This window comes from Haloarcula ordinaria, assembly GCF_029338275.1.
In the GTDB taxonomy this organism is placed as follows: domain Archaea; phylum Halobacteriota; class Halobacteria; order Halobacteriales; family Haloarculaceae; genus Haloarcula; species Haloarcula ordinaria.
The window spans coordinates 253,751-268,117 of record NZ_CP119789.1; the positions used below are offsets into that span (position 1 = coordinate 253,751).

A 14,367-nucleotide genomic window follows, 5' to 3' on the forward strand; every position below is an offset into this window, starting at 1 on the left:
GGGCGGTCCGGCTCACATCCTGCAGGCACGACCGACGCAGAGCGACACGAATCAGATGATTACCATAGACGGAACCGACGGCGGCGGGCAACTCCTCCGGACAGCGTTGAGCCTCTCTGTCGTCACGGACACGCCGTTTCGAATGGAGTCGATTCGGGGTGCCCGACCGAACCCGGGTCTCGGGCCACAGCATCTCACGGCCGTCGACGTCACCGCCGAGCTGTGCGAGGCCGAGGTCACGGGGGCAGAGCCCGGTTCGGAGACGCTGACGTTCCGACCGGGGCGCGACCGTCGGTCGGGGCTGGCGGCCGACATCGGTACGGCGGGGAGCGTGACGCTGCTGTTCGACACTATCCTGCCGATTGCGACCACCGCCGAGACGCCCGTCCTGCTGCTGGCGTCGGGCGGGACCGACGTGAAGTGGGCCCCGACGATAGCCTATCACCAACGGGTCAAACTGCCCCTGTTGTCGACCTGGGGGCTCGACGCCGACATCGACCTGTTGGAGACGGGCTTCTTCCCGGCCGGTGGGGGGCAGGCCGTGTTGCGGACGAAGCCCGCAACGCTCGCACCTATCGAACTCGACCGGCGGGGCGACCTCGAACGGGTCGACATCTACTCGAAGGCCGCCGAGACACTCGAAGCCAGAGAGGTAGCGGATCGACAGGCACAGCACGCCCTGGACGAACTCGAAGCCCTGGGTTTCTCTGCCGAGGTTCGACAGGTTTCGTACCCGGAGACACTCTCGACGGGGTCCTCGTTACTGCTCCGGGGCGTCTACGAGCGGTCGCTGACGGGCGTCGACGCGCTCGGCGAACGGGGGCGGACGTCAGAAGCGGTCGCCGCAGGCGCCGTCGAGCGGTTCCTGACGGTTCACGAGCGTGGCGCGCCGGTCGACCCGTTCATGGCCGATCAGGTGCTGGTGTTCCTCGCGCTGGCCGGCGGCCGCGTCCGAATTCCGCGAGTGACCGACCACGTCCGGACGAACCTGGACCTGCTGACCGCGTTCGGGAGCGATATCGAACTCGCCGAAGAACCGGACGGGTGTGCTTCCTTGACCGCGTCGCCCATCCAGCAATCGAGTGAGTCGGGGCGATAGCTCGAAGACTATCACGAGTGTGTCTCAGGCACTGAGCGACCGCGAGAGGTGCGCAGTGAGGTCCATGGTCGTGATGATGCCGACGACTTCGCCGTCGTCGACCACCGGGACGTGGTGGATGCCGTGGTCGAGCATCTTCGCGGCCACTTCACTGACCGGCCGGCTCCGGGTCGTCGTGACCACGTCTTCGTGCATGAACTCACCGACGGTCGCGTCCGACGACACTCCCTCGTCCCGGACCATCCGGACGAAGTCCGTCGCGGTGAGGATACCCGCCAACTGGTCCCCATCGTCGACGACGACCGCGCCGACGTCCTGTGCGATGAGTGTACCCGCCGCCTCGATAACAGGCGTGTCTACGGCGACGGTTTCCAGCGGTCGTGACATGAGCTGGTCGACATACATCTCGTGCATACTATTACTATCAACCGATTGAATATTAAGCTGTTCGCGCCCCTGTCGCACCGAGCCGGTTGAGTAGTCATGGAACCCGAGAACCGACGGACGGCAGTGTCGGGACGTTCGCCGATAGAACCTTCATGTCAAAAGAACAAACATACTGCTGGAGGCAACGAACGTGAGCGCACGCAGTAACCCCTTCGAGGAGGTCGAACGCCTGTTCGAGCGCATGAGCCGGCAGTTCGACGAAGCATCTCAGTCATGGGGGACGAACGGTGCCCCTCACAGTCTATCGGTCCGAGGCCAGATCGATGGCGATCGACCTGGTCGAGCGCGACGAGGAGTTCGTCGCGACGGTCGACCTGCCCGGCTTCGAACACGACGAGGTCAGTATCAACGTCACAGACCACACGCTCCGCATCGAGGCCGAACCCGCGCGGACCATCAAAATCGAGTAGTCGGATAGCGAGCCCCGTTTTTTCAGCGTCCGTCGAGGTCACCGCCGATTATAACGCCGCCGTGTTCGAGGAGCCCCTGAGCATGGTCCCAGCAGCAGTACCAGATTCTGTGGCCTCGAGCGATAGCCACGTCGGCGCGCTCGCGGCACTCGTAGCACGGCTGGGTCCGAGCGGCGTGGACGAGTCTCATCTGAGCGCTGGCCTCCCGCACACTGGTCGACTCACGACAGATGTCGCTCGAACCATTCGGCTGCGAGGTCGGCGACCGTTTCGAGTTCGCCTGCCCCCTCGAAGAGGTGGCCTGCGCCCTCGACCACTCGCAGGTCGTTCGGACACGTGAGTTTCGTCCGTGCCTGGCGGTTGAGTTCCAGCACCTGTGTGTCTGCGCTGCCCACGATGAACAGCGTCGGCGCGGTCACGTCGAGGAGTTCGTCGGTGGCGAGGTCGACTCGGCCGCCGCGCGAGACGACAGCTCCCGCGTCGTCACCTCGCACTGCAGCGGTCTGGAGTGCGGCCGCCGCGCCCGTGCTCGACCCGAAGTAGCCGAGAGTCAAGCCGGCTGTCTCGTCTCGCCTGCGCAGCCAGTCTGTCGCCGCCAGCAGTCTCGTGGTCAGGAGGTCGATGTCGAATCGCGTCTCGTAGGTCTCGTCTTCGGCTTCGGTGAGCAGGTCGAACAGGAGGGTTCCGAGGCCGTGGTCTCGCAGGACCTCCGCGACGTAGTTGTTACGCGGGCTCTTTCGACTACTACCGCTGCCGTGGGCGAACACCACGAGGCCGGTGGCATCCTCGGGGAGTCGAAGGTCGCCTTCGAGTTCCACACCGTCGACCGGAATCGAGACGAGGTTCTCGCTCAGGTGTGCCATAGGTGAAGGGACGTTGGCCGTACCCGTGAACGTGTGACCTGACCTACACGGGTCGTCGGACCAGACGCAAGTGTGCCGCTAGACGGTCACTCGTCGTCGGCGAGTTCTCGTTCGGCTTCCGCTTCGTCGTGCTCCTCGCGTCGCTCTTCGGCCTCTTCCTCGTACTCCAGCTCCTCCTCGAGTTCGCGTTCGCGCTGGTGTTGCTCCTCGTCGTGCCCCTTCTTGTCGCGGCCGTCTTTCGTGTCAGCCATGCAACTACTGAGTCCCGATGAGGCTTACGTCTTGTGTCGAGTTTGGAGTCCAGTGACGGACGTGGAGTCCGCCTCTACGCGGACAATACGACTGAAGATGGGTCAGACCGCCTCAAAACCGCCGAGTCCGGTTACTCGCTGGTCGCGAGGTTCTCCGCGGCCAGTTCGGGGTCGACCTCACCCTGCAGTCGCTCTTCGGCCTCGTCCCGGTCCTCCGGGTAGCCGATGTCGTTTCGCCAGCCGTTCATCCGAATCGCATCGATAGTCCGTCCGGAGTGAAGCAGGAGGTCGATGGCATCGGAGATCTCGTACTCGCCGCGGTTCGACGGTTGCACCAGGTGACAGGCGTGGAAGATGGACGGGGTGAACGTGTAGAAGCCCGTCATCACCAGGTTCGACGGCGGCTCTTCGGGCTTCTCGATGACTTCGGTTATCTCGCCGTACTTGTTGGTGTCACAGACCCCGTAGCGACTCGCCTCGTCCCATGGGACCTCTTCGACGAGGAACGCCGCGTCGGCCCGGTCTTCCCGTTGGCGATTGACGACGTCCTGGAGGTTCGCCTGGAAGATGTTGTCCCCCAGCATCAGCATGAAGTCGTCGTCGATATGCTCCTCGCAGGTCATCAACGCGTGGGCCAGCCCCTTCTGCTCGCGCTGGTGGGTGTAGGTGATGGGGACCCCCTCGAACTCGTCTTCGAAGTGGTTGATGATGGCCTGTTTCTTGTAGCCGACCACGACCAACAGCTCGTCGGCACCCAGGTCGATGAGCTGCTCGAAACAGTGCGTGAGGATCGGTTTCCCCGCGACTTCGACCATCCCCTTCGGCTTGTCCTCGGTCAGTGGGCGAAGCCGCGTTCCCTCTCCAGCAGCGAGTACGACAGCCTTCATGCTCGTCTGTTCGTCCGCCGGCAGGTAAAACTCTTGTCGAGCTTTGGAACCTGAGCTCGGTTCTGACCCACCGTTCGAAACGTATCTGCAGGAGGCAGTCGAGAGGACTACTTCGGTCCCGGGTCGCCGTCTCCGCTATCGTCTTCGGGCATCTCCGGTGGTTCGATGATGGTGAGGAGGAGACGGTATATTCGTGACTCCGTGATGTCGCGCCACGAGTGGGTGATCCGCGTGCCGACAGCGAAGACGGTGAGCAGACCAAATCGGATACCAAATTCGAGCGTCGTCAGCGTCGCGGTCGCGAGCGAAACGAGCGTCGTCATAGCAAGTGCGAGGAACAGAACGAAACTGCCGATTCTGACCGGTCTTGTTCGAAGGTGTCGTTCGATTGCGGTCGTGACGGTACGGAAACGAGAGCTTGACCAGGCATCCGTGAGGACCGAGAGGACGCTGTCGAGGACAGCGAGGAGCGGTCCGACTGTGACCGTCTCGCGCAAGTCGATGACGATAACGTCAGGGTCCGGTTCCGCTGTGAGCCACCGGAAGAGGAACGAGTGGCGGGTAATCGAACCGAGCGTCTCGACGCCACGTCCGAGCGCCGAGCGGTCGTAGCTCGTTCTGAGACGGTTTTGCAGCCGCTCGCTCTGACTTACGACGCCGTAGACGTACGAACCGTCGTACATTCGCTCGGGTATCATCGACATAGGTATCCCTCCATCGGTGATGGCTGATTACGAACCCGCGGTGGCGTCCGTGGTGCCGACAGTGTAGACCTGGCCCCGGATTGTCGCCGTGTCCGTCACGATGGTCACGTCGTTGTCGACGCGCAACGCCTGGCTGTCGAACTGCGGGACCGGCTCCGTGTCCCACACGATGAGCTCGACACCGATCAGTAACTGGCGTCGGTCTTCGGTCCGCGAGCGTTCGGTCACCGTCTCGATGGTCGCGACTCTGTCACCATCGATAGTGGCTTGCTGTCCCGCAGCGATCGAACGAGCGGTCGCATCGGTGACGTTCGCACTGAGAACGACCGGGACTTGTCGGGTTCGGATTTCCGTAGCAGTCTGGTTGGCCGCGAGCACGTGCGCGCTGACGCGATACGAGTCAGTCGAGAGGGCCGTGTCGTCTCCGCCGTACAGCCTATCCTGAGCGCCAGAGAGCGCCCCGTCGTACTCGATGCGAGTCAGCACGTACGCGTCGCCGCCCGTCGTGAAGCTCCGGTACACGTCGACGACGGTGAACGCCGTATTACTTCCAACCGGTGACAGCGTTTCGCCGGTTTCGATGAGCGCAGCGTCGCTCGAGAGCGGCGCGGGATACGCGACGGTCGCGTATCGAGTCGGTTCGGGTTCGGGTTCGGTATCCGTCTGGTCACTGCCGCTCGATTGAACCAGTGCGACGCCGGCGATACCCACAGCGAGGACCAGCAAAACGACGAGAAGATCGACGATATTGATCAGACCGAGCAGCTTACCCTCGTCGTCGATGACCCCCGACGACCCGTCCGAGTCAGTCATATATCACTCGTGTCAGAGCCCGAGTATTGGTCTTTTCATTTCGTTCGCCCAGTCCGATCACTTGCTAGTCATTCGTTCTCGAATCGTCCGGGAGAAATTATCGAGAGCATATCGAGACCGACGCTGTAGATCTCTCTGACGACAATTTTCATATCGAACCAGATCGACTGTCGACGGATGTACTCGATATCGTAGCGGAGCTTCTCTTCGGGTTCGTGGCCAGTCACGTCGTTTATCTGCGCGAGGCCAGTGAGGCCGGGCTTGACGAACCAGCGACTCCGCCATTCGTCGACGTCCGATTCGATATCGTAGTCCAGTTCCGGTCGCTCTGGACGCGGCCCGACGACGCTCATATCTCCGACGAGTATCGACCAGAGTTGTGGGATCTCGTCGAGGTGGGTCGTGCGAAGTACGCGACCGACGGCCGTCACTCGAGGATCGGTACCGCCTGCATCGTCCTCGCTCAGCTTCGCACCGGTTTCGGCCTCGGCGTTCGCTACCATGCTGCGGAATTTGTAGACGTCGAACGTGTTCCCGAACTCAGCCGTCCGCCGCTGACGGTACAGAACTGGGCCCGGCGAGTCGATCTTGATACTGACCGCGATGGCGGCCAGCAGTGGCGAGAGACACAATAACCCAGTGGCAGCAAACAGGACATCGAATAGCCGTTTGACGACGTAATCCTGCCAGTCCCACGGTTCGAGATCGGTATCGACGATATCGCCACCGGCGGCGTTCGTCACCAGGACGCTATCGGCGTGGCCACGATGGACTTTCGCCTGGACGCCGTGTTCGTGACAGGATGCGATCGCGCCGAAGAACTCCTGTCGGTCCGGTCGCCGGAATCCGAGCAAGGCGGTATCGACGTCGTACTCGACCAGGACTTCGTCGAGCCGAGAGAGGCCACCAAGCCGGGTGAGCTTGTCGGGAGACTCGACAAGCAGTCCCCCATCAGCGATCCGTTGTCGGTCAATCTGGACCGCCGGCGGTGCGACGATCCCGAGAATCGGGAGTTCGGTAGATTCCAGCAGCGTCTCCATCGACTCCGTGTCGTCACCGACGAGAATCGCTCGCGACGCCGACTGTGGGCGCTGTCGGATGTAGACGAACCAGGCTGGCAGTACGAGCGCGAGTAGCATCGTCACTGCGATGAGCGTCGACCTCGGTAGCCGCGTCGACCAGTCGAAGTACCCGATCGTCGCCAGCAACGCGGCGGCAAGGAACACCCGTTTTTGCGCCAGTGAGATCACGTCGAGAATGCGCCGCGGACGTGGCTTGAACAGCGGCCACATCGCACCCAAGACGATGACCAGCGTCGTAGCGAGCTCGTCTCGCAGCTCGGTACTGGCGATTACGGTGGGCTCCAGTCTGTCCAGTATCGGGAGTGCCGTGAGCGCCGATTGAGCGGTCGGCGTGTTCGCGAGAACGATAGACGAGAGGATGAGTGCTGCAGTCCCCGCGAGAGCGATGAATCGGTACCGCCACCCTGTCTCCATTGTGTGAGTTGTGTTATTTCCTGGATAAAAGCGTTCCGGGCTGAATCTCACAAACGGCTAGGCGGTGGACTACAGAACGAAGACACATGTTTGAAGAGTTATGATTAATTTGACCATAGTTGACAACAACGGTGACAATCAAACACAAGTACGAATTGGCCAGTCGGCGTTCCGGTCGCTCACTCGAGTGCAGCAGTGAGTGCCGTGGTGACGACCGACTCGACATCGTGTTCGACCTGCCAGCCGAGTTGTTCGCGAGCGCGAGTGGTCTCGACTGCGAACGAGTCGACGAGCGTCTCCTCGCCGGCACGCGGGTTCGCGACGAGTTCGACGTCACAGTCGAGTCCCCGTTCGGCCGCAACAGTCTGGACCAGTTCCGCGACGGTGTGGACGCTCGGGTCTTCGTCACTCGCGATTTCGTACTTTTCCGTGCCAGTCTCGCCAGCAGCTAATTGCTCGATCATCCGCTCCGCACTCCGTAAATACGCCCTCGCCACATCCTTGACGTGGACGAAATTCCGGGATTGCGTGCCCGGTTCGTACACGGTCAACGTCTCTCCGTCCAGCGCCCGTGAGAGGAAGAAGTTGATCACGGTCCCTTTCGAGATCCGCTCACCGTCGATTTCGTGCCCACCATACAGATTCGATATCATGAACTGGTGGGCAGGGAACGCTCCATCGGCGAACGTCTCGATTACGCGCTCGTTGAGGAGTTTCGTGCGCCCGTACCAGTTCATCGGATCGCGCGGATGGTCGACAGTCAGCGGGAACTCCTGGGGGTCGCCGAGGACAGCCATCGAGAAGGGGAAGATCATCCCAGCCCCGGTCTTCCGGCAGAACCACGCGACGTTCTCGGTCCCCTGAACGTTCACCTCGTATGCGAGGTCAGGTTGTTGGTCGCAGTCGTCGACGCCGGAGATGGCAGCGAGGTGCATCACGATATCCGCACCGGAGAGTGCCGCTTCCAGCCGGTCACGGTTCCGGATGTCGACGTGCTCGATATCGAGGTCGTCGATAGAGCGAACGTGTCCGCGATAGAAGTTGTCAAGCGCGGTGAGCTCCCAGTCGGGGTGCTGTTCCTGCAGGTCGTGGACGACGCGGCTACCGATGTAGCCGGCCGCACCGGTGATAGCGATGTGTGGTGTGTCGATAGCTCGTTCAGGCATTGGTGAACTCCTGCGCAAGGTCACGGACGCCCTCACGGAGCGTCCATTCGGTTTCGAACCCGGTACTCGTGAGCCGGTCGAAGTTGACGTGATACGACGGCCCGGGGTGTTCGTCTTCGAGATAGGTCACGTCGACCGGCGCGACTTCGTCGGCGACGATATCGGCAACCTCCGAGACGCGGTAGTTACCGTCCTCGGAGCCGACGTTGTACACGTGTTCGTCCCACGTCTCGGGATGTAACACGGCGTCGGCGTAGGCACGCGCGGCGTCCCGTACGTGGACGAACGGCCGCCAGTTCGACCCGTCGCCATACACCGTCAGCGGCCGGCCGGTCAGCGCGCGGAAGACGAAGTAGTTGACCACGAGGTTGAACCGGACCCCCGGCGAGTAGCCGTAGTTGGTGGCCATCCGCAACGAGGTGCCGGTCATGTCGAACGCCTCGCAGTACTCGTGGACGAGCGTCTCGGATTCGAGTTTCGACTCCGCGTAGGGGTTGATCGGGTCCGGGTCGACCGTCTCGTCGATGTCGGTGCTGGTCGCGCGGCCGTAAACGTTACAGGAGGAAGCGAAGACGACGTGGTCGACGTCGAGTTTCCCCGCCCCGGTCAGGACGTTCTCGGTCCCGTCGTAGTTCACCGCGAAGGTCTCCTCGCGGCGGTCGTGTGTGCTCGATGCGCCCGTTATGGCCGCGAGGTGGACGACGCGGTCGACGCCACGCATCGCGCTCTCGACGTCGCCGTACTCGCGGACGTCGCCCTGTCGGAAATCTAGGTCGTCGCGGAGCGTTCCGAGCATCGCACGCGGCGACCCCGAGTCGAGGCTGTCGAGAACGACCACGCGGTCGACCTGCTCGTCGTCCTGTAACAGCCCCAATAGCGCGCTGCCGATGTAGCCACACGCCCCGGTGACCAGCACGTCCATCGGTCAGTCCTCGCTGAGGACGCCCGGGAGGAAGCGGTCCTCGTGGGCCTCGATAGTGTCGGCGTAGCGGGTCAGCGTCTCGAAGATGTCGCGGACGCCCTCCTCGAAGGTCTGGGACTGGCCGCCGATGAGGCCTGCGTAGCGGTCGTTCTCGATCTCCATCTTGTGGGTCTCGTCCTCGTCGCGGGGGTTCTCGAAGTGCTCGACGGCCACGTCGAGGTCGAACTCGTCGCCGACATCGGCGATTGTCTCGGCGATCTCGACGATGCTGATGGCACGGGTGACCTGGTTGTAGACAGTCAGCCCCTCGGGCCGGTCGTCGGGGTCCACGAGCGCGACCTGAGCGAGTCCTTCGACGGCGTCTTCGAGCGAGATGAACGGCTTGCGCTGCTCGCCCTTGCCGTAGACGGTGACCGGGTAACCGGCGACGGCCTGCGCCGCGAAGCGGTGGCCGACGGTCCCGAAGTAGTAGTCGAAGTCGAAGCGCGTCTTCAGGCGGTCGTCCGCGCGGGTCTCCTCGGTCTCGGTCCCGTAGACGATAGCCGTCCGGACGTCCGAGACCGGGATGTCGAACTGCTTGTGCGCGAGGCGCATGTTGGCCGCGTCGTGCGATTTCGTGAGATGGTACCAGCTGCCCGCCATCGCCGGGAACGGCACCTCGTCTCGCTCGCCCTGGTTCTCCATCGTCGCGCCGCCCTCCGGGATAGGGAACTCGGGCGCGCCGTAGACCCCTGTCGTGGTGGTCTCGACGAAGTGGGTGTCCGTGAGGTCGTGTTCCTCGAGACCCCACAGGAGGTTGCGCGTGCTCTGCAAGTTGTTGTGCTGGGTGTAGTTGGCCCGCTCGCCGTTGATCTGCGAGTAGGGTGCCGACGGCTGGGCTGCCGCGTGGACGACGACGTCGGGTTCGTGGACCGCAAGCAGTTCGTCGACGAAGGACTTCTCGACGAGGTCGCCCTCGACAAAGGAGAGGTTCGAGAGGTCGTGGACCTCGCGGGCGGCTTCGAGGCGCGCGTCGATGCTCGCGACGGGCGTGGCACTGGTCGCGCCGACCTCCTCGACCCACTCGCGGCGGGCGAAGTTATCCACGAGAATCACTCTGTCGTCGGTTCTGTCCGCGATTCGCAGGGCAGCCGGCCAGCCGAGGTAGCCGTCGCCGCCAGTGACGAGGATCGTCATTAGTTACTCAGTTCGTGAGTAACTCCGCTGTGGTAAATATTTTCTGTCCTGTGTGGCGTCGAGTACCGGCGAGAAATTCGTCGCTCAGACGAGGTCGAACCGCTCGAAGTACTCCACGACGTACTCGTTTGCATCTGTGGGGGGCTCGGTCACGACACGATACGTGTCGTGCTGGCTGTCGAGCGTAATCGACTGGCCCGCTGCGGGAACCACGCGGTATACCACCGGGATCGTGTGTCGGGAGTCGACGCCGTCGACCGACGACGTCTCCCAGAAATGTTCGCTGACGCCGAGACGCTCGATATCGACTGTTTCGAGACCCAGTTCCTCGCTGGCAACTCGATGGACGGCGTCGTCGAGTCGCTCGCCCTTGTACAGACGACTGCCCGGCCAGAACCACTCGCCTTTTGCGGGTTCGTTCTGCCGTCGGGTCAGGAGGATGCCACCGTCGTGCTCGACGACGAGGTCGACACAGGGCTGGGGCACGTGTTCGAGGCAGGTCGCGAACGTCTCCGCCGGAATGAACTCCTCGTGAACGTCCATACTGAGGGTTCGCCCGACCCCCGAAAAAGGCCTCGCGTTTCGCAACGATTAAAACTGCAGCGCTCGTCGGCATAATTGCTATCGCACGGGCCGGTGGGGTAGCCTGGTATCCTTCGGCCTTCGGGTGGCCGTAACCGCGATTCGAATTCGCGCCGGCCCACTTTCTCAGTCGTGGTCCACGATAGGCCTGACTCGTCTTCTTCGAGAGGTTTGCACTGCACCGAGCGGTGTCTGGCAACCAAATCGTAGCCCGGACTGTCTCGGAGTCGGGCCGCCTCCACCTTTCGCCCGGTGCGTCGGGGGACCGTTCTAGACGCGCGACCGGTAGAGCGTCGTGGCGAGCAAGAGCAGAAAGACAGTTCCGAGGGCGATCTGGAGCGTGCGACCGCCGTGACCGACCAGGCGTGGGTCGGTCAGTGGGATCAGCAGTTCGAGGCCGCGTCGGTAAAAGGCGATTATCGGGATTTGTTCGGCGACGTGGTATCCCATACTAATCGTCGACCCGGTAAGCACCCAGAGTAGCGATAGGCCGAGGAACCTCGACAATCGAGGCCGGACGGTGTCCGAGCGACCTGACGGGGCAGCGTCAGCGACCGCCGGGAAGTCGTCCGAGAGGACGCGGTTGGCTAGACGGTCGGTGACAACAAGGGTCGGGACCGCGAAGAGGAGCATGGAGACCGTGAGTTCGGTCACTCGGGTGGCAGCGAAGGGATAGAAATCCGCGAGAGCCAGCACCTCGTATGCTGCCGCGAGAACGGCCGACACGCTCACGCACACACCGAACAGCGCGATGAGGGCATAGCGAAGTCGCGGCCCGTTCCGAAGTTCGGGCGGTGAGCGAGCCAACGAGACCGGTCGCTCGGCGACGAGCGTCGCAGCGCCGACACCGAGGATGACGAATCCGACTCCTTCGAGGAGCAGTAGCGGGCCGAGAGTCTGGTGGTACACCACGTACGAAGAGTATCCCAGCGCGACGCCGCCGACGCCCGCGATGCCGCCGCGGTACCCGACGACGACCGCTGTTGCGGCAAGTGGACGCAGCGTGAGAATCCCCACAGAGAGCGGGAGAAGCGCCTGTATCCGGAAGACGACGATTGTGAGAACACTCCCGAGTACCAGCGAGAGGAAGATGCGACCGAGGCGCTGAGACCGACCAGAGATCACGAGAGGCGAGAAACTGGCACCACTCAAAGTAATATGGGCGTTGTATCCTGGCTATGGCGCGAGCGGTCGAATCGTGCGAGACGGAGATAACACGGGGAGAGAAGTGGTGCCGATTTAAAGTAATATTAATTACACATATAAATTACAGATTTTGCACTTACCTATATATAGTTTACTACTAATTAGGTGAGTCCAATTGATAGGTGAGGTATGTCATTGAGCCGACGGGAAGTGATCGCTGCACTCCTCGCGGGAGGGGCAACGGGCACAGCCGTGTCGGCGCTCCCATCCGGTCTCGTTGAAACGGAGACGGCCGAGAGACAGGGGGACCTGACCGGGGCGAATCTCGAGCAACTCGTCGCGATCGCGGAGGTAGTGTTCCCATCAGCCATCGACGTAACTGCCGAAGACGTATCGGAATATGCAACCCGGGTTCCCGATGACCAGCGATCGGCTTTCCACAGGACGCTGACCCAGCTGAATCGACGCGTCTTCGGGTCCCACGGACGCTTGCTCGCGGAGATGTCGGTCCAACAGCGCGGGGCCGCGCTCCGCTCGATGGGTATCGCCCGGGTGGGGTCGTCGCCGTCAGGCAGTCTGGCGGAGAGAGTGCGGTACTACCTTATCAACCAGTTGGTATACAGTCTCTTCACGACTCCACAGGGTAGCGAACTGATCGGTGTCGAGAACCCTGTCGGCTATCCCGGAGGCTATGAGTCCTATCAGCGGCCGCCGACAGATGAGTGAGCGCCAGCGTGGCGGCGACCGTGCGCCAGCCGAGAAGCAAGACGTCTGTGTAATCGGTTCCGGAGTCGCGGGGGCGCTGGTCGCCTACGCACTCTCCGACCGCGGTCACGATGTCGTGATGCTCGAAGCGGGAAAGCGATTCGACCCGGCGAACCGTCTCCAACGGATGGAGCGGGCGATCAGACCGGAATACCACCTCCCCGAAGTCTGGGATATGGGTGGTGAGCGTGATCGGTTCACGTCCTCAGGCGACCTCTACTACGCGCTGAACCGGACGCGGGTGAAGGCTGTCGGCGGGACGACGCTCCACTGGCTTGGAATCACGCCACGGTTCCACGAGAAGGACTTCGAGATGCAGTCGCGGTACGGCCTCGCCAGCGATTGGCCGATCGGCTATGAGGACCTCCGGCCGTACTACGCCGAGGCGGAGACAGAACTGGGTGTCTCGGGAGGCACCGACAACCCGTTCGCACCGCCACGAGAGACCGATTTTCCGATGGATGCGTTTCCCGCGAGTTACTCGGATTCGCTATTCGCCGAGGCCTGCGAGGCGCTCGGCATCACGATGCACTCGGTCCCACAGGCCCGTAACTCCGAACCATACGACGACCGGAGTCAGTGTGTCGGGTACAGCACGTGCATCCCGGTCTGCCCGTCTGGCGCGAAGTACAGCGGCGACGTCCACGTCCGGAAGGCCCAGTCGAACGGGGCGCGGGTGATATCACAGGCGCCGGTCCAGTATCTCGAACACGACAGTGCGGGCGAAAGAGTCGAAGCAGCGGTGTACGCGACGCCCGACGGCGAGCGACACCGACAGGAGGCCAGACAGTTCGTCCTGGCCTGCGGGGCAGTCGAGATACCGCGCCTCCTCCTGCTCTCGCGCTCTTCGCAGTACCCCGAGGGCCTCGCGAACACGAGCGGCGTCGTCGGGAAGTACTTCATGGACCACCTCGTCGTTCGCGTCGGAGCGGAACTCGACGAACCGACCAACCAGGAACCGATCGGTTACCAGACGCGCGAGACACACCAGTTCTACGACCACGACGACTCGCCGCCAGGGAGTGTCAAACTCGTGTTCGAGAACGTGAATCCACCATCGCTGGCCGAGAGCGCGCTTCGAGGTGGAGACACCGGTACCCCGGGCGATCTGAGCGACGTTGTGGCAGGAGACACGTGGGGCGACGAGCTGGTCGACACCGTCCGCGACCGGATGCCCAACAGACGGGTCGGCATGTTTGGCAACCCAGAGACTCTCCCGCGGGCGGAGAACAGTGTGACGCTCGATTACGAGAAGACCGACTCGCATGGAAATCCGGTCCCTGACGTCTCGTTCACCATCGGGGGATACGAACGCCGGACGATTGAGTTCATCCGGGACGTGCAACGCGACATTCTGAACGAGATGGACGCATCGAATATCGTCGACTCACCACTACGGACTGCCTCTCACAAGATGGGCACGACACGGATGGGGACAGACCCGTCAGAGAGCGTCGTCGACTCGCGACTCCGGACCCACGACCTACGAAACCTCTCTATCGCGTCGAGTAGCGTCTTCGTAACCGGGGGCGCGATGAACCCGACGTTAACTATCGCCGCGCTCTCGCTGAAGGCCGCCGACGCGATCCACCGAGACCTCTGAACGCATCGCGCACCGAAAACTGTCGCCGTGGTCGCCC

General features: G+C 62.7%; 17 protein-coding genes and 1 tRNA gene. 5 read left to right on the forward strand and 13 right to left on the reverse strand.

Translation table 11 applies throughout. From position 1 onward, the window contains the following. Positions 1–55: 55 nt before the first annotated feature. Positions 56–1,099 carry an RNA 3'-terminal phosphate cyclase gene (rtcA, locus tag P1L41_RS01355; protein WP_276297090.1) on the forward strand — a complete coding sequence of 348 codons (1,044 nt, stop codon included), beginning with the start codon at positions 56–58 and terminating at the stop codon, positions 1,097–1,099. Between the two features lie 24 nt (positions 1,100–1,123). Here the strand turns inward: rtcA and P1L41_RS01360 are convergent, their stop codons facing one another. Then, positions 1,124–1,513, reverse strand: a complete 390-nt coding sequence (locus P1L41_RS01360) for a CBS domain-containing protein (protein ID WP_276297091.1) — start codon at positions 1,511–1,513, stop codon at positions 1,124–1,126. A gap of 296 nt (positions 1,514–1,809) precedes the next feature. Between P1L41_RS01360 and P1L41_RS01365 the strand changes: the two genes are divergently transcribed. Next, positions 1,810–1,956 (forward strand): Hsp20/alpha crystallin family protein, encoded by a 147-nt coding sequence (locus tag P1L41_RS01365; protein WP_276297092.1) that lies wholly within the window; start codon positions 1,810–1,812, stop codon positions 1,954–1,956. Positions 1,957–1,978: 22 nt separating this feature from the next. Here P1L41_RS01365 and P1L41_RS01370 read toward each other — a convergent pair whose 3' ends face one another. The 11 genes from P1L41_RS01370 to P1L41_RS01420 all read right to left on the reverse strand — a co-directional run bounded on the left by P1L41_RS01370 (position 1,979) and on the right by P1L41_RS01420 (position 10,777). Then, positions 1,979–2,146: a hypothetical protein gene (locus P1L41_RS01370; protein ID WP_276297093.1), complete on the reverse strand. Its 168-nt coding sequence runs from the start codon at positions 2,144–2,146 to the stop codon at positions 1,979–1,981. Between the two features lie 31 nt (positions 2,147–2,177). Further along, entirely contained in the window at positions 2,178–2,819 is a 642-nt protein-coding gene (locus tag P1L41_RS01375) for a dienelactone hydrolase family protein (RefSeq protein WP_276297094.1), read from the reverse strand. Between the two features lie 86 nt (positions 2,820–2,905). After that, positions 2,906–3,070, reverse strand: coding sequence for a hypothetical protein (locus tag P1L41_RS01380; RefSeq protein WP_276297095.1), 165 nt, complete (start codon positions 3,068–3,070; stop codon positions 2,906–2,908). 131 nt (positions 3,071–3,201) lie between these two features. Beyond that, a complete protein-coding gene (gene aglF / locus P1L41_RS01385) occupies positions 3,202–3,957 on the reverse strand; it encodes a UTP--glucose-1-phosphate uridylyltransferase AglF (protein ID WP_276297096.1) in 756 nt (251 codons plus the stop codon). Between the two features lie 107 nt (positions 3,958–4,064). Beyond that, the gene (locus P1L41_RS01390; RefSeq protein WP_276297097.1) at positions 4,065–4,661 is read right to left on the reverse strand and encodes a hypothetical protein; all 597 of its coding nucleotides are present in this window, start codon (positions 4,659–4,661) and stop codon (positions 4,065–4,067) included. Positions 4,662–4,688: 27 nt separating this feature from the next. Then, positions 4,689–5,474 carry a DUF4330 family protein gene (locus P1L41_RS01395; RefSeq protein ID WP_276297098.1) on the reverse strand — a complete coding sequence of 262 codons (786 nt, stop codon included), beginning with the start codon at positions 5,472–5,474 and terminating at the stop codon, positions 4,689–4,691. Positions 5,475–5,542: 68 nt separating this feature from the next. Continuing rightward, entirely contained in the window at positions 5,543–6,970 is a 1,428-nt protein-coding gene (locus tag P1L41_RS01400; RefSeq protein ID WP_276297099.1) for a sugar transferase, read from the reverse strand. 179 nt (positions 6,971–7,149) lie between these two features. Further along, a complete protein-coding gene (locus P1L41_RS01405; RefSeq protein WP_276297100.1) occupies positions 7,150–8,136 on the reverse strand; it encodes an NAD-dependent epimerase/dehydratase family protein in 987 nt (328 codons plus the stop codon). Next, positions 8,129–9,058, reverse strand: coding sequence for an NAD-dependent epimerase/dehydratase family protein (locus P1L41_RS01410; protein WP_276297101.1), 930 nt, complete (start codon positions 9,056–9,058; stop codon positions 8,129–8,131). Before P1L41_RS01410 ends, P1L41_RS01405 begins: the two co-directional genes overlap by 8 nt. 3 nt (positions 9,059–9,061) lie before the next feature. Beyond that, positions 9,062–10,234: an NAD-dependent epimerase/dehydratase family protein gene (locus P1L41_RS01415; protein WP_276297102.1), complete on the reverse strand. Its 1,173-nt coding sequence runs from the start codon at positions 10,232–10,234 to the stop codon at positions 9,062–9,064. Between the two features lie 84 nt (positions 10,235–10,318). Further along, positions 10,319–10,777: a GDP-mannose mannosyl hydrolase gene (locus P1L41_RS01420; protein WP_276297103.1), complete on the reverse strand. Its 459-nt coding sequence runs from the start codon at positions 10,775–10,777 to the stop codon at positions 10,319–10,321. 87 nt (positions 10,778–10,864) lie between these two features. On the opposite strand from P1L41_RS01420, the gene P1L41_RS01425 reads away from it, so the two are divergent. Further along, positions 10,865–10,937: transfer RNA gene (locus tag P1L41_RS01425), tRNA-Pro, on the forward strand. A 149-nt stretch (positions 10,938–11,086) separates the two neighbouring features. On the opposite strand, the gene P1L41_RS01430 is transcribed toward P1L41_RS01425, so the two are convergent. After that, positions 11,087–11,941, reverse strand: coding sequence for a hypothetical protein (locus P1L41_RS01430; RefSeq protein WP_276297104.1), 855 nt, complete (start codon positions 11,939–11,941; stop codon positions 11,087–11,089). Positions 11,942–12,157: 216 nt separating this feature from the next. On the opposite strand from P1L41_RS01430, the gene P1L41_RS01435 reads away from it, so the two are divergent. Together P1L41_RS01435 and P1L41_RS01440 are read left to right on the forward strand one after the other, a co-directional pair. Beyond that, entirely contained in the window at positions 12,158–12,688 is a 531-nt protein-coding gene (locus tag P1L41_RS01435) for a gluconate 2-dehydrogenase subunit 3 family protein (protein ID WP_276297105.1), read from the forward strand. Beyond that, entirely contained in the window at positions 12,681–14,330 is a 1,650-nt protein-coding gene (locus P1L41_RS01440; RefSeq protein ID WP_276297106.1) for a GMC family oxidoreductase, read from the forward strand. The genes P1L41_RS01435 and P1L41_RS01440 overlap by 8 nt, the downstream gene beginning before the upstream one ends. The last annotated feature ends 37 nt before the right edge of the window (positions 14,331–14,367 follow it).